13 protein-coding genes are annotated in these 14,649 nt (G+C 60.5%); 8 read left to right on the top strand and 5 right to left on the bottom strand.

Annotation, left to right across the window (positions count from 1 at the left end; all coding sequences use genetic code 11):
• Positions 1-34: 34 nt before the first annotated feature.
• Positions 35-583 carry a DMT family transporter gene (locus tag CENDO_RS06685; protein ID WP_136141342.1) on the bottom strand — a complete coding sequence of 183 codons (549 nt, stop codon included), beginning with the start codon at positions 581-583 and terminating at the stop codon, positions 35-37.
• A 179-nt stretch (positions 584-762) separates the two neighbouring features.
• A complete protein-coding gene (locus CENDO_RS06680; RefSeq protein ID WP_136141341.1) occupies positions 763-1,554 on the bottom strand; it encodes a hypothetical protein in 792 nt (263 codons plus the stop codon).
• 233 nt (positions 1,555-1,787) lie between these two features.
• Between CENDO_RS06680 and hflX the strand changes: the two genes are divergently transcribed.
• The gene (gene hflX, locus CENDO_RS06675) at positions 1,788-3,398 is read left to right on the top strand and encodes a GTPase HflX (RefSeq protein ID WP_168707180.1); all 1,611 of its coding nucleotides are present in this window, start codon (positions 1,788-1,790) and stop codon (positions 3,396-3,398) included.
• A gap of 131 nt (positions 3,399-3,529) precedes the next feature.
• Here hflX and nagB read toward each other — a convergent pair whose 3' ends face one another.
• A complete protein-coding gene (nagB, locus tag CENDO_RS06670) occupies positions 3,530-4,306 on the bottom strand; it encodes a glucosamine-6-phosphate deaminase (protein WP_136141340.1) in 777 nt (258 codons plus the stop codon).
• 50 nt (positions 4,307-4,356) lie between these two features.
• The gene (locus tag CENDO_RS06665; protein WP_136141339.1) at positions 4,357-5,505 is read right to left on the bottom strand and encodes an N-acetylglucosamine-6-phosphate deacetylase; all 1,149 of its coding nucleotides are present in this window, start codon (positions 5,503-5,505) and stop codon (positions 4,357-4,359) included.
• Between the two features lie 446 nt (positions 5,506-5,951).
• On the opposite strand from CENDO_RS06665, the gene CENDO_RS06660 reads away from it, so the two are divergent.
• The 6 genes from CENDO_RS06660 (at position 5,952) to CENDO_RS06635 (ending at position 12,381) form a co-directional block, all read left to right on the top strand.
• Complete coding sequence (locus CENDO_RS06660; RefSeq protein WP_136141338.1) at positions 5,952-7,562, top strand: PTS transporter subunit EIIC; 1,611 nt, start codon at positions 5,952-5,954, stop codon at positions 7,560-7,562.
• Positions 7,563-7,659: 97 nt separating this feature from the next.
• On the top strand, positions 7,660-8,139 hold the full coding sequence (locus CENDO_RS06655) for a PTS sugar transporter subunit IIA (protein WP_136141337.1): 480 nt from the start codon (positions 7,660-7,662) through the stop codon (positions 8,137-8,139).
• 12 nt (positions 8,140-8,151) lie between these two features.
• The gene (locus tag CENDO_RS06650) at positions 8,152-9,003 is read left to right on the top strand and encodes a PRD domain-containing protein (RefSeq protein WP_136141336.1); all 852 of its coding nucleotides are present in this window, start codon (positions 8,152-8,154) and stop codon (positions 9,001-9,003) included.
• A gap of 152 nt (positions 9,004-9,155) precedes the next feature.
• Positions 9,156-10,442, top strand: a complete 1,287-nt coding sequence (locus CENDO_RS06645; RefSeq protein ID WP_136141335.1) for a uracil-xanthine permease family protein — start codon at positions 9,156-9,158, stop codon at positions 10,440-10,442.
• A gap of 227 nt (positions 10,443-10,669) precedes the next feature.
• Positions 10,670-11,605: an ROK family protein gene (locus tag CENDO_RS06640; protein WP_136141334.1), complete on the top strand. Its 936-nt coding sequence runs from the start codon at positions 10,670-10,672 to the stop codon at positions 11,603-11,605.
• A gap of 80 nt (positions 11,606-11,685) precedes the next feature.
• Positions 11,686-12,381: an N-acetylmannosamine-6-phosphate 2-epimerase gene (locus CENDO_RS06635; protein ID WP_246014441.1), complete on the top strand. Its 696-nt coding sequence runs from the start codon at positions 11,686-11,688 to the stop codon at positions 12,379-12,381.
• An 87-nt stretch (positions 12,382-12,468) separates the two neighbouring features.
• Here the strand turns inward: CENDO_RS06635 and CENDO_RS06630 are convergent, their stop codons facing one another.
• Positions 12,469-13,173, bottom strand: a complete 705-nt coding sequence (locus tag CENDO_RS06630) for a FadR/GntR family transcriptional regulator (RefSeq protein WP_136141332.1) — start codon at positions 13,171-13,173, stop codon at positions 12,469-12,471.
• Between the two features lie 327 nt (positions 13,174-13,500).
• Between CENDO_RS06630 and CENDO_RS06625 the strand changes: the two genes are divergently transcribed.
• Positions 13,501-14,457 carry an alpha/beta hydrolase fold domain-containing protein gene (locus CENDO_RS06625; RefSeq protein WP_136141331.1) on the top strand — a complete coding sequence of 319 codons (957 nt, stop codon included), beginning with the start codon at positions 13,501-13,503 and terminating at the stop codon, positions 14,455-14,457.
• The last annotated feature ends 192 nt before the right edge of the window (positions 14,458-14,649 follow it).

Genomic DNA, 14,649 nt, shown 5'->3' with positions numbered 1-14,649 from the left:
GGGTGCGGGAGGAGGGCTTGGACGGCGGATAGGCTTAGCGCTCGCCGCTGTCATCCTTGTAATTGGGGCCTAGGCGGTAGGCCGCGCGGCGGGCCTCAACCCAGCATTCGCGGATCTCCGCGGCGCGGTGATCCGTAGTCTTAAGCAAATTCTCCAGCTCATTGGTGTCTAGCTGGGGATTATTAAGCTTTGCCTCAAGGCGGCGAAGGTAACGCCTGGCTGAGGAATACTGGTAGTGAAACGCCTCGACTGCAGGATGGTCGCAATCTGTATCCATCAAGGCCGGGCGGTGAAGGGTGCGATCAGTAACGGAATCAATGTCTGCGCTTTCCCTAAAATCCTCATACTGCTGCATCACATCCGCGATATCCTCCGCCGACAGGCGGATGGACGAACGCAGTGCCTTATGCTCCGAGGCATCGGGGCGGGAATTAACCATCAACCAGGCAACGCCGGCAAGAATGAGAGCGATGATGAATCCAGAAGTCTTCAGCACCGCAATCAAGATAACCGCGGCTAGAACCACCAGGGCATAGGCTATAGCCTTGCGCTGCTGTGGGGAATCGGGAAAAGGAGGGTTCATGGTGGCGCATCCTTTCCGTGTCTTCTGCTTGGTTGTCTACTTCCGCGGCACCCCAGGTTACTGGGCCCGGCTGGCGACCTGTGAACCGCGGACGTTGAATTGGTTCGTGTTCGGGCGGGCACTGCTAGACGTAGCCGCCGGCGGCCTAGCCTTTTTACCCGCGTGTGCCCGGCTTCGGGTTAATGGCAGCCGCAGCCGCCTGAGCCGCACCCGCAGCCGCCAGAGCCGCCGCAGCCACCGCCCATAGGAACGAGCACGGACGCGGTGAGCATAGCGGAGCCGGCCAGGATGGAGTCCTTGGCGGGGAGCTCACCGAAGGATTCGGGCAGGCACAGGTCGAACGGGAACGGGCCGTCCACTACCACGTGCATGAACCGTGCGCCGGTGAGCTGGTTATGGCGCCAGTCGGCTTCGAGGACGCGCGCGGCAAACTTGATGCCAGGGTTAGGCGCTGCGGAGCCGGAGCCGGACTTAACGATGTCAGCGCCGGCGGATTGAATGCTGGTAGGGGCCGTGCCGAACTCCGCCTCGTAGGCCTCAGCCGAGTCGTAGGAGGCGACATTCAAGCCCATGGCGGTAATGCCAATCTGCTGCCACTGTTGGGTATCTAGATCCGCAAGGAGCGGTCCCTGGGCCAAATTGGCGGTGACCTGAGCAATATCGCGGCCGTTGGCATCAACGATTTCCAGCAGTGCGAGGACGTCATTAACCATGGTGACGTGGGCAAAATTCTGGGTGAGTGACTCGAAGCCGATGTAGGTAGCGAAAGGTTCCACCGCAAGAATGTTGATTTGCGCCCCAGACGGGTCAGCGAACTGGATGAGTTGGCCGTCGCGAATCTCGCCGGTGACGGTCAGCAGATTAGTGGAGATGGCCGCCTCTACGGCTTCCTGCCATGTAGAAAAGTTAAGGCCGATAGCCTGCATCTCAGCGTGCTTGGAATTAGTGCTTGCTGCTTGTGCTTCGCTCATGGGAGACCATTCTAATCGAGGAGGGAAATGGGCACTAATTGCTCAGTGAAGATTGCGCATTGGGTAAAAGGTCCCCGGTGGGACCGCGAAGCTTGGCGCGCGGGCGGTGGGAAGGAGCCGGGAGTGCGCGCGAGGATGCGGGTGGGGCACTGTCTGAGGACGGGTTCGTGTTCTCTACAAGCAGATGGGCAGGATCTCAACTTCAGGCGGTTTTCGTGGAAGAATGGTTGTCAATGACTGACAAACCGAACACTTCTGATTCCAACCTTCTCGATTTATCCTCGTTCGAGGCCGCCACGGGTGATAACGCCTCCTCGGTGGAGCGAGAGCGTGACAAGTTGCTTGCCCAGGCATTCAAAGACAACGCCCCGCAGCGCCAGCGCGAGGGGGCTCCCGCGGCCGGCGCAAGCGCGGGTGACCCCACAACCGGTGAATTGGATCTTGCCGAGCGTAACGCGTTTCGCCGCATAACCCGTGATACCTCCATCCGCGCGGAAGATACAACGGATGGCTACGAGGTCGAGTATCGCAAGCTGCGACTTGAACAGGTGATCCTGGTTGGCGTGTGGACCGAAGGCAGCATCGCCGAAGTCGAAGCCAACATGGATGAGTTAGCCGCGCTTACGGAAACCGCAGGCGCCGAGGTAGTGGAGATGCTCTACCAGAAGCGCGATAAGCCTGATTCGGGTACCTTCATCGGGTCCGGCAAGGTTAAGGAATTGCGCGATATAGTCGAGGCCACGGGTGCCGATACCGTCATTTGCGACGGCGAGCTTAACCCGGGCCAGCTCTCCGCGCTCGAGCGCGAGCTCAACACCAAGGTCATCGACCGTACCATGCTGATTCTGGACATTTTCGCCCAGCACGCGAAGTCCAAAGAGGGTAAAGCTCAAGTCTCCCTGGCCCAGCTGGAGTACCTCTACACGCACACCCGCGGTTGGGGCGGCAACCTCTCGCGCCAGGCCGGTGGCCGGGCCGGCTCCAACGGAGGCGTTGGTCTGCGTGGCCCCGGTGAGACCAAGATTGAGTCTGATCGACGCCGGATCCGCACGGAGATGGCGCGGCTGCGCAAAGAATTGCGAGGCATGAAGACGGCCCGTGAGGTAAAACGCTCCCAGCGCCAATCCTCAACCATCCCGCAAATCGCCATTGCTGGGTACACGAACGCCGGCAAGTCTTCCCTGATTAATGCAATGACCGGCGCGGGCGTGCTGGTGGAAGATGCGCTTTTCGCGACGCTCGATCCAACTACCCGGCGCGCCAAGCTGGGTGACGGGCGGTCCGTGGTGTTTACCGATACGGTTGGGTTCGTGCGCCACCTGCCCACGCAGTTGATTGAGGCGTTTAAATCGACGCTGGAAGAAGTCCTCGCCGCCGATTTAATGCTGCACGTGGTGGATGGATCCGATCCGTTTCCGCTCAAGCAGATCGAGGCGGTCAACAAGGTCATCTATGACATCGTGAAGGAAACGGGGCAGGACGCTCCGCCGGAAATCGTCGTGATTAACAAGATCGACCAGGCGGATCCGCTGGTGTTGGCCGAGATTCGCCATGTGCTAGACCGCGACAACCTGGTCTTTGTCTCCGCTCACACCCGCGAGGGGATCGATGAGCTCACCGCCCGCGTTGAGTTATTCCTCAATTCCCTAGACTCCCATGTGCAGCTGCTTGTCCCATTCACCCGTGGCGATGTGGTCTCTCGGGTTCACTCGGAAGGCACCGTGCGCGATGAGAAGTACACGGAGGACGGAACCTACCTCGACGTGCGTATTCCAGCCCAGGTGGCCGATGAGCTCAAGGAATTCATCATCGAGGATCAGGGTGGTAAAGCCCCAGGCGCCTAAAAGTGGCGTGCGATATTGCCCTTGGGCCAACCCAAGTGAGCGGGGGAGGGCAACGCCGAGTGGGGGTATGACAAACGCCCCTGTTAGGGGCGTTTGTCAGCGAGAGCTCAGGGCTTAAGGGCCATCTAACCTTAGTGGGGCTGGCCTTCCGGCTTGTGTGCGTCGGTGTAGCGGTAGTAGTCGGTGTTGGCCAGCTTGGAGGCGGCGGCTTCATCGACGATCACCGTGGCGTGTGGATGCCACTGCAGGATGGAAGCGGGGCACATCGCAGACAGCGGGCCTTCCGCCAGGGCCTGGACCGCATCGGCCTTGCCCTCGCCGGTGGCTAACAGCAATAGGTGGCGTGCGCGCTGAATGGTGCCCAGCCCCTGGGTGAGCACGTGGTGCGGGACGTCATCCTTGGAATCGAAGAAGCGAGCGTTGTCCGCCACGGTCTGCGGGTGCAGGGTCTTGATGCGGGTGACGGAGTTAAGGGAACTGGAAGGTTCATTAAAGCCGATGTGGCCATTAGTGCCTACGCCCAGGATCTGGATGTCAACGCCGCCGGCGTCGGTGATGGCCTGGTCGTAGCTTTCCACCGCGGCCTGGAAGTCCTCGTTTGTACCGTCTGGGGACTTGACTGCGCTGTCTTCGATGTCGATATGGGAGGTAAACTCCCTACGGATAGTGGTGTAGTAAGACTGCTCGTGGTCACGCGGCAGGCCGTAATACTCATCCAGCAGGAAGGCGCGGCACTGGGAAAATGATAGGCCCTCCTCCCTGTGCCGGCGAATGAGTTCCTGGTAGGTGGGGTTCGGGGTAGAGCCGGTGGCAAGGCCCAGGGTTGCGTTGCGACGTACGTAGTACTCGAGGATGTCCGCGGCCTGGGTGGCTACGGCTTGGGCGTCTGGCCGAATGAGAATTTCCATGAGACGGTGCTCCTTGTAACTTTGGTCGAAGAATGTTTAAGGGTTAGTGTCTAGTGGGTCGCAAGAAGGCGCCCGTTGGCAATGACCTTTGCCGGGGTGCCGTCCTTGCCGAGGCCAACAAGATTAGCGGCCTGGCCGGGGGCAATGTCGCCGAGTCGTTGCGCGGGCGCAAAGCCGGAATCCGCCAGGACTGCGGCCGCAGTGGTGGACGTAAACGCCACGGCCTCGGACGCGCTGTGGCGGGCGAGGAAGCGGGTGAACTGCTCGGCCAGGGTGGACGTGCCGCCGGCAATGGCTCCGGAGTCAACCCGCGCAACGCCGTCGGCCACGGTGACATGGAGCTGGCCCAGGCGGTAGTCGCCATCGGGCATGCCGGCCGCCTCCATCGAATCGGTGATGGCAAAAGCGTGCGCCGAGTGGGCCATGTCGACCGTTCCGTCGGCCAGGTGTACGCCATCGGCGACGAGTTCCACCGCTGCCTGGTTACGCCGAGCGGCGTTGAGAAGTGCGGCCACCGCACCCGGCTCGCGATGGTGGACCGGTGGCATTGCGTTGAATAAATGGGTAGCCGTCACGGTCACGCCGCGCTCGATTGCATCGCTGATCACCCTGGCAGTGGTGTCATAATCGGCCTCGGTGTGGCCGAGGCTGGCGATCACGTTGTGCTGGGCACACAAATCCAGAATCTCCGCGGTATGCGCGGTCTCCGGGGCGAATGTAATAGACCGCAGATGGCCCTGGGAGGCCTCAATAACCGCCGCGAGGAAATCCGGATCGCCGGGGGTGATGCGTGACGGGTCTTGGGCCCCGCACTTGCAGGCGTTGATAAAGGGGCCCTCCATGTGGATGCCTGCCACGTAGCCCGCTTCGGTGAGCCTGGCTAAGGTCTCCGCCTGCGCGCATAGCTCATCCCGGCTGCCGGAAACCATGCTGGCAAGTAGCGTGGTGGTGCCGTGCGCGCGGTGAAACTGCGCGGCGCGTACGCACTCGTCATAGGTTCCTGTGGGAAACGCGCCGCGATTGCCGCCGTGGTTGTGGAGGTCCACGAAGCCCGGGACCCACATGAGGTCAGCCGGGGCAGAGGCATCCTCGGTAACGGATGCAATTGCGCCATCTTCGATGGTGATGGTGCCAAGGAAGTCAGAGGTGGGCGTGACAATGCGACCGCGAATCACGCTTGGTTGTTCAGTGCTGCTCATGACAGCTGGTCCTTTCGTATGCACGAAATGGTTTCCGCTTGTGCTTCAAGGGAACCCGAGGGGTCCCCAAGTAACTTACTTTCATACTATGCCCGTCCGGTCATCATACGTCCAACGGGCGGGGCAAAATTATCGCACCGGCGGGATCTCGGCTCTGTGAGCTGGCCATTTAATTTTTACGGCGCTGCCCGTTTGCTCCCGATTTTGAGTGTTTTGCCGATGCGCGGCGATAGCGGCGGGCCCTAGACGGGTGCGGGGCGGCGCCTTGGGATAGTTCTTATCGATGACAACCATTGGTAAACGCTTGAAGCGGAGGGGAACTAGGTCTAGAGTTTGCAATGTATTCCAATTGCGAATTGTTACCTCCCGCTGGGCCTTAATTGGCCCTATATCGGCAGGGCATAACCGCAGTTACGGCACTCGGCTCCAGAACGGAGTTTAGAGTTATGACCACATCACAAACCCCAACCGGGACCGCCGCATCGGTGAGGGCAGGAGCGCACGGGCCCACGGATTCGGCGAAGCGTAATGGCGCGTGGTTTAAGACCATGCAGAAGGTCGGCAAGGCCTTCATGCTACCTATCGCAATTCTTCCGGCCGCGGGTCTTTTGCTGGGAATAGGCGGCGCGCTTTCAAATCCCAACACCGCGTCAACGTATCCCGTTTTGGGCAACGAGGTAGCCCAGGGCATCTTCACCGTCATGTCGGCGGCGGGGTCTACGGTCTTCGATAATCTTGCGTTGCTGCTGACCATCGGCCTCGCCATCGGCTTGGCCAAGCGGGATAAGGGCACGGCGGCTCTGGCCGGCGTGGTGGGTTACCTTCTGATGACGGGCACCATCACCGCCCTGATTGGCGTGTTTGGCCACGAGGAACAAACCATCGATACCGGCATCATAGGCGCGCTCGCGGTGGGGTCCGCCGCGGTGTACCTGCATAACCGCTTCCACAACATTCAGCTACCGCCGGTGCTGGGATTCTTTGGAGGCTCGCGCTTTGTCCCCATTGTCACAGCGGGTGCGGCAATCCTCATTGGCGGGCTCTTCTTCCTCACCTGGCCAACGTTCCAGCAGTGGCTTGTGGACGCGGGTGAAGGCATGGCGAAGCTGGGCGCGTTTGGGACGTTTCTCTACGGGTTCTTGCTGCGCCTGTCCGGGGCGGTTGGTTTGCACCACACTATCTACCCAATGTTCTGGTACACCGAGCTGGGCGGAGTGGAATCCGTAGCGGGAGAGACCGTAGTGGGCGCGCAAAAGATATTTTTTGCGCAGCTCGCGGATCCTGGCCACGTGGGGCTTTACACCGAGGGGACTAAGTACTTCGCGGGACGCTTCGGGACCATGATGTTCGGCTTACCAGGGGCGGCCTTGGCCATGTATCACTGCGTTCCGAAGGAGCGCCGTAGGAGGTATGCGGGACTGTTTCTTGGCGTGGCTCTCACCTCATTTATCACCGGCATTACCGAGCCCTTGGAGTTCATGTTCCTGTTCGTTGCACCGGCGCTCTACGTGATTCATGCCCTCTTCGATGGGGTTTCCTTCCTCATCGCCGATCTGCTTCAGATCCGCATCGGCAACACCTTCTCCGGTGGTTTGATTGATTATCTCCTCTTTGGAGTCTTCCAGGGCCACGAGCGGACCCACTGGATGTACGTCATTCCGGTTGGCATTGTGTGGTTTGTCCTGTACTACGCGGTATTTCGCTGGTACATCAAGCATTTCCAAGTCGCTACCCCGGGCCATCTCTCAGATACCGAGGCGGAAGGTGAGGGTGAAGATTCCGGCCAATCAGGAGGGACTAAGCAGGATTCCCTCTATGCCGAAAGCCGTGATATTTTGGCCGCCTTGGGTGGGGAATCAAATATCGAAGACGTTGATGCCTGCATCACCAGGCTGCGCGTCTCTGTTCATGATTCTGGCAAGGTTGACCGCGCCGCGTTGAAATCCCTGGGAGCCGCGGATGTCCTTGATGTTTCCGGTGGTGTTCAAGCGGTCTACGGCGCCAAGGCCGTGCTCTACAAGAACGCAATCAATGACATTATGGGCATTGAGGATTAACCGCGACTAGCCTTAAAAGTTGGAAAATCTTTAGCCAAAGAGTGCGTCGGCACGGCGTGAAAACCTTTGGCGATAGTCAATAAGGAGTGTTTGTACTATGTTCGGTTTCGGGAAAAAGAAGAATCGGGTCGCCGTAGTGGCGCCGGCTGAGGGAAACGTGATTGAACTGGCCGCGGTTCCAGATCCGGTCTTCTCGAAGGGCACCATGGGATACGGCTTCGCCGTTGAGCCGACTAATAACACGGTAGTGTCCCCGATTGACGGTGAGCTCATCATGCTGTTCAAAACCAAGCACGCATTTGCTGTGCGAGCGGCAAACGGCGCGGAAATCCTGGTCCACATTGGTGTAGACACCGTGGGTCTCAAGGGTGAGGGGTTCTCCTCCTTGGTGGAAAAGGGCGCCACCGTGAAGGCCGGCCAGCCCATCATTGAGTTTGAGCCTTCCGTCGCGGAGAATCCAAAGGTGGCGTCCATGGACGTCATAGTCGCGGTCACAAACGGCGGTGACTACGCTCCAAGCGACGTAGATACCGCGGCGGCCTACGGCCAGCCGGTTCTCACCCTAGAAAGCAAGTAGGGGATAGATCCCGTGGGGTCGAAGGACTACCGCCTCGTCCGCCACTTCAATAACAACGTTGTTGAGGCGACCGAGGGGGCCGGGCGGCACGTGGTTCTCTCCGGCAAAGGCATTGGCTTTGGCCTCCACAAGGGAGACGCTATCGATGCTGATAAGGTCTCACTGCGCTACATCCCGGAGAATTCCTCCGAGATTGCGCGCATCTCCGCGACGCTTGCCGACATCCCGGATCAGGTCCTGGTGATTGCGCGCTACGCGACCATCCTGGGGCGGGATGAGTGGGGCCTGTCCGGCAAGATAAGTTTTGAATTGGCCTTGGCGGATCACCTTGCAAGCGCCATGCGCAGGGCGGAGCAGGGCTACCGCATTGAGTTGCCTATCCTTTCCGATCTGGCGCAGCTGTATCCCCGCGAGGTGGAGTTCGGGAGGGCCGTTGTAGAGGCGGTTCGAGCGCGTACCGGGGTTGCCCTCCCGAAAGATGAAGCCGGAGCGATAGCGCTCCACGCGGTCAACGATCAGTTCTCCCGCGGCTCGGAAACCCTGCCGGCGGTGGTAACCATGACCCGGGTTATCGACGCGGCGCTGGAGATCATCGCGCGGCGAAGCGGCAGGACAATTGACTTAAGCGGTGCGGCGCCGGCACGCTTCATTACCCACATGAGGTATCTCTACCGCCGCCTTGAAGACGGCGTAAAATCGCAGCCTAGCCCTCCCGCGGTGATTGATGCGGTCAAGGAATCTCTCGCTGGCTCCTGGGAGATCGCCCTAGAGATAGCCGGCCTGTTTGAACGGGAGGCGGGCTTTCGGTTGGGCGAATCAGAGACGGCCTACGTGACGCTGCATGTGGGGCGCCTGCTTTCCTAGACTTTCCTAGGTAAGGAGTTTGGGAGCCTCCAGCCGGCCCGCGAATATTTGCTAGAAGGGCAATCTAGGCACGCGGGAGCAGTCTTAACGGGGGAGTATTAGCGAGCAAAGGATTGACATTTTCCCTAGGTATTGGGTCATAATGACTGTTCGTGAGTACTTTTGGCTGGACCGTCCACGGCGACGGTAAGAAAATTGAACCCGGCGCCGTAGTGGCGCCGAAAGAACGCTTGAGCTGGGGCCGCACAGTCGGCATCGGCATGCAGCATGTGGTGGCTATGTTCGGCGCAACCCTGCTGGTGCCGACGCTAACCGGCTTCCCGGTGAACACAACCTTGCTGTTCTCCGGCATTGGCACCATGCTCTTCCTCCTGATGACCCGGAATAGGCTTCCGTCCTATCTGGGCTCTTCTTTTGCATTCATCGCCCCGCTGACCGCCTCCCAGCAGTACGGTATCGGCGCGCAGGCCGGTTCCGTTCTGGTCACCGGTTTGGTCTTAGTAGCGGTAGGCGTCGTGGTCAAAATGGCTGGCCGCAGGGTCATTGATGCCGTCATGCCGCCGGCGGTCACGGGCGCAATCGTGGCGTTGATCGGCTTCAACTTGGCTCCGACCGCAGCCGCTAATTTCCAATCGCAGCCCATGGTCGCGACGGTGACCCTGCTTTCCATCTTGTTCTTCACCGTGGCCGGGCGCGGAATGGTCTCACGCTTGGGCATTCTGCTCGGCGTTGTGGTGGGCTGGGTTGTTGCGGCCGTGACCGGCAACCTTGCGGAGGGTGCCTCGGAGACCATCGCCGCCGCCCCCTGGGTCGGTCTGCCGCAATTCCATGCACCCGAGTTCAATATCTCGGCGATCTTGGTGGCGCTTCCGGTGCTGGTCGTGCTGATCGCCGAGAATGTGGGACATGTGAAGTCCGTGTCCGAAATGACCCGTACCAACCTGGATGATTTGGCCGGCGACGCGTTGATCGCGGACGGCCTGGCAACCTCCCTGGCCGGTGGTTTTGGCGGATCCGGCACCACCACCTACGCGGAGAACATCGGCGTGATGGCGGCAACCCGCGTGTATTCCACCGCGGCGTATTGGGTGGCCGCGTTGACCGCGGTGGCGCTGGCTTTCATCCCGAAGTTTGGTGCGTTGATCTTCACTATTCCAACCGGCGTCCTCGGCGGGGCCTGCTTGGTGCTCTACGGACTGATTGGCATGCTGGGCATCCGCATTTGGCAGGAAAACAACGTCAATTTCAACAATCCGGTCAACCTCACCATCGCCGCCATTGGCCTCGTTGCGGGCATCGGTAACCTGACGCTGAGCGTGTTTGGCGTGCAGCTCGAGGGCATTGCGTGGGGCTCTCTTGGGGTTATCATCTTGTACCCAATCCTCAAGGCTCTCTACGAAGGCCTGGGGGAGGGCCGTTTCATGGTGCCGCGGCGATAGTGCGCGGCAACGGATAACGCTGCGCAACCCGGTGGACTCCGGGATTGGCGTCGCGGCCCCGCCGCGGTCCGCCTCGGGAATGCTTTGCTTCCCAAAGGCGTGCCGCGGCCTTTGCGTTTGGGGCCTAGGAGAGCGGGTTTCCGCGAGCAATTTGGCACTTCGGCGGCATACATATGATGTATGATGTTTAGGTAAATACTGCTTGCGCACTGAAAGAGGGGCTTACCGTGGCTTCCACCCTGGCACTGGATATCGGCGGCACGAAGATTGCCTACGGCATAATCCCGGATGACAACCCCTTTGAGATTGAGGCGGAAGGCAGGGTTCCGTCGCAGCCCCCGGGCTCCACCATCGCGGATCAGTGTGAGCTTGCGGTTAAGGAGGCCTTGGCTCGAGCTTCGGAGCCCCCGACTCGGGTAGGGATCGGAGCCCCGGGTGTGGTCCTAGCCCCGCAAGGGGAGATTGTTTATAACGGCGCAACAATTCCGGGGTGGTCAGGCACTAACCTCACGGAGATAGTCCACCGGCATATTAAGGCGCCTGTCGCGTGTCACAACGACGTTCGCATTTGGGCCTGGGGCGAGCATCACCTGGGTGCCGGTCAGCGGCTGACGGGGCGGGTTTTGTACGTTTCCCTGGGTACCGGAATTGGCGGCGCCGTGATTGATGATGGCGAGCTAATTGACGGTCCCACCGGCAGCGCCGGAGAATTCTCTGATTTGGTAGCGGCGGATTGCCGGGGGCTGGCGGACCGGGTGGAAAATATTGCATCGGGGCCATCGCTAGCCCGCTACTACGAGGTGCTCTCAGCCAACCCGGATGCGGGAAGGATTCCGTGGACCGACCCATCGGAGGCGGCAATCGAACTGCGCGAGGTGCTCGCTTGCTACGAGGCCGGTGATGAGCTCGCCCGCACCGTCATCGAAGGAAACCTCTTCGGCCTGGGCGCGATGCTGGGGCCGCTGGCGTCTGCTTTTGACGTATCGGGAATCGTCCTCGGTGGAGGGGTGAGCGGGATTGGGTCCGTCATCACCGAACCCATCAAGCGGGGAATCCGCGAACGGGCATTGCGCCCTAACAAGGACATACCGGTCTTGACCAGTGCGCTGCGCGGGAATGCGCCCCTGGTGGCGGCCGCGGCTTATGCGCGCGCACAGGCCTAGGCTGCCGCGCCACTAGGCTGGTAACGGATATCTGTGATCTGAAGGAGAAGATCGTGACATTTGCATTCAAAGCCTCGAACCTGGAGGAACGCCGCAAGGAAATCATCGATTTGGTTCGCGGGCAGCTCATAGTCTCATGCCAGGCGCCGGACGGCCACGCGATGCGGGATACCCACACCCTGACGCATGTGGCCAAGGCGTGCGTGGATGGTGGGACCCCAGCCATTCGCTGCGGCGGTTACGGTGGGCTGGAAGACATTCGTTCCATCGCCGAAGCATGCGACGTGCCTGTGTTTGGCCTCACGAAGGAGGGAACCACCGGCGTCTATATCACCCCGAGCAAGAAATCCGTTGCGGCGGTAGCCCGGGCCGGGGCGGCCGTCGTGTGCGCGGACGCAACTTTCCGCTCGCGCCCGGACGGGTCCGAGTTTGCCGACCTGGTTCCGGTAGCGCACGAGGAAGGCGCGCTGATCATGGCGGATTGCGCCACGCCAGAGGAGATTAAGGCCGCGTACGAGGCCGGCGCGGACATCATTTCCACCACGTTGGCGGGCTACACGGAACACCGCGAAAAGACCCCGGGGCCGGATTATGATTGCCTGCGCGAGGGGCGTGCTCTCATTGGTGACGGCGCGTTCCTGATTGGCGAGGGCCGCTTCCACACCCCGGCCGACGTTGCCCACGGCCTGCTAGCCGGGGCCGACGCAATCATCGCCGGTACCGCAATCACCGATCCCGGCTGGATTACTGGTTACTTCAGCTCGTTGCTTAAGTAGGCCACCGCGGTACCGCGAATAACGCGACCCGTCGAGGCTCAGGATGGACCACCGACGCGGGCGCATCGCGGGCCACGGGATAGGCCCTTACTTTTCGCCGCCGATAGAGCTTAAGGTGCGGCGCAGCGGGGCGTAGTGCTCATCTACTAGGGATTTGAAAAGGTCCGGATCGGCTTTTTCGAGAGCACCGACCATGTCAGCGTGGGCTTCAATGGTCAGCGCAATATCGCTTGGCATGCGCAACTCCAATTCTGGCATGAGCGCCATGTGAATCTCCCAAAAGGCATCGGAAAGCTCCGTGATTAGGGGGTTGGAGATCTCACCTAGAAGCGCGCGGTGAAAGGCGCGATCCTCGTTGATAAAGGGTTGCCCGTTGGCGTGCCGTGTGCGCATCTCGTCCACGATGGCGTAAAGCGGGGCGGTGTCCCTGTCCTTCCAGATCTCTACCAACTCTTCCGCCAAGGAATGATCGATGGCGCTCCGGAGGTCAACAATATGATCCAGCGTGGCCAGTGACTTATCGGCGTCGAGGACGACGCGTAAGATCATGCCCTGGATCATTGGGGCTAGGGACATATTGGACACGTAGGTACCGTGCCCGTGGCGAACTTCAACGATATCGAGAGAACTGAGCGTGCGGATAGCCTCCCGGACCGAGGTGCGGGAGAAACCAAGCTCCTCGCACAGAAATGTCTCACTAGGAAGAATATCGCCAGGGCCGAGTCGGTTAACCCTGATGTAATTGATGATGCCTTCCTGGGCCTGGGTTGCAGCGCTAGTTCCGCGGGGCATTGGTGCTGAGCTCCAAATTCTTCTGAGGGATGTGGGGTGGTGATTGGGTTAACGCCGCCCCGTAAGCGGTCTAGCCACCGCGAGTCCGTGGATCGGGCGCTTGTTGTGTATAGCTTTGGGGGCGCGGCGGCGCACGCAGCATTCGCGGCATGCTCTCCTGAACCGAGGGGCTAGATTTCTATAAACATCATACTTCATATGTCTGTATTCTGGGGATAACTCTAGCGCTAAAAACCGCCCGGCGCCTCGTGAAAAACACACCAGAGCCCGTTGTTGGGCCAAAGCGCGCCTTGCGAGGCTGGTCTATCGAAGGATGGTAGGTACTCGGTGTTTATCCAACCAGAATTGCGTGATAACGTCACGGCCCCAGAACAAACTACGTGGGACGTGAAGGCCATGCGCGCCGGTGGAGATGCGCTGCAGCAACAGGCTGCGAGACGGGGTAACGCGTCCCGCACGGGCCGAAGCGGCGGTGAACCGGGACCGTCCGTCGATATACAGGTGGTACGGATTGCCCGCGTTTACGGTGAGGCTGAGTTAGCCCTCAGGGTGCTTTCTCCCACAAGCCCTGAAACGAGCGGGGCTAATACTCCCATTATGGTTGCCCCGCACGGCGGGGGATACGTGGCCGGACGCGCCCACTTCGACGATGAGCGCAACGCCATGCTGGCCTGGGAACTAGGGGTTCGAGTGGTCTCCCCGGAGTATCGGTTAGCCCCGGAGCATCCTTTTCCGGCCGGCCGCGATGACGTTGTTGCGGCTTTTGAGTGGGCGCAGCAGGCCTATCCCTCGGCGCCGCTTCTAGGTTTCGGGGACTCCGCGGGCTCGGGGCTTCTATACTCCGCCGTGGTGGAATATCTGCTCCAAGGAGGTGCGCAGGTTTCGGCCTGCGTGTACCTCGAACCCTGCATCGATCCGTTGCTGCAGGAACGCTCCATGCAAACGTGCGCAGATGGTCCTATTTGGACGCTTAAGGCGGCCCGGCACGCATGGGCGGCGTACTGCGCTGGCGCTAATCCCGCGGAGGTGATGCCGGACGTACAAGCGGCCGCGGTACGGCTGGCCGACGCGGACCGGTGCCTGCCGGCATCCTTCGTAGTGGTCAATCCCGTCGACCCGCTGCGGGATGAAGGAATTCGCTTCGCCTGTGACTTGGTGGATGCCGGAGTAGAGGCGCAACTGCATATGTGGGAAGGTACCTTCCACGGATCGCTGGGATATCCGGTTGCCTCCTGGCATGAGATGAACTGCTCGATTAAACGGTTTTTCAGCAAGCGGGGGTAGCGGCGGGGCGAAATCGCAGTTTTCCGCTTCTGTTTGATTGTGTGGGAACGGGCACGCGGGATACTCGCTGAAAAATGTGGCCCTGACCACGCCTTACGCATGGGCTTCTTGGCCGCTCGGTCTAAGAAATTTAGGGGCACCATGCCCGCCTCATGAGGGGTGAACCGCAACATGGCTGGGTAACACATATGA

It is taken from the genome of Corynebacterium endometrii (assembly GCF_004795735.1).
Classification (GTDB): Bacteria; Actinomycetota; Actinomycetes; order Mycobacteriales; family Mycobacteriaceae; genus Corynebacterium; species Corynebacterium endometrii.
Note: the sequence above shows the minus strand (reverse complement) of the source record. Positions and strands in the feature narration are given on the sequence as shown.

Coding starts and splice junctions, on each gene's coding strand:
- CENDO_RS06685 (WP_136141342.1), bottom strand. CDS start 583: ATGAACCCTCCTTTTCCCGATTCCCCACAGCAGCGCAAGGCTATAGCC.
- CENDO_RS06680 (WP_136141341.1), bottom strand. CDS start 1,554: ATGAGCGAAGCACAAGCAGCAAGCACTAATTCCAAGCACGCTGAGATG.
- hflX (WP_168707180.1), top strand. CDS start 1,788: ATGACTGACAAACCGAACACTTCTGATTCCAACCTTCTCGATTTATCC.
- nagB (WP_136141340.1), bottom strand. CDS start 4,306: ATGGAAATTCTCATTCGGCCAGACGCCCAAGCCGTAGCCACCCAGGCC.
- CENDO_RS06665 (WP_136141339.1), bottom strand. CDS start 5,505: ATGAGCAGCACTGAACAACCAAGCGTGATTCGCGGTCGCATTGTCACG.
- CENDO_RS06660 (WP_136141338.1), top strand. CDS start 5,952: ATGACCACATCACAAACCCCAACCGGGACCGCCGCATCGGTGAGGGCA.
- CENDO_RS06655 (WP_136141337.1), top strand. CDS start 7,660: ATGTTCGGTTTCGGGAAAAAGAAGAATCGGGTCGCCGTAGTGGCGCCG.
- CENDO_RS06630 (WP_136141332.1), bottom strand. CDS start 13,173: ATGCCCCGCGGAACTAGCGCTGCAACCCAGGCCCAGGAAGGCATCATC.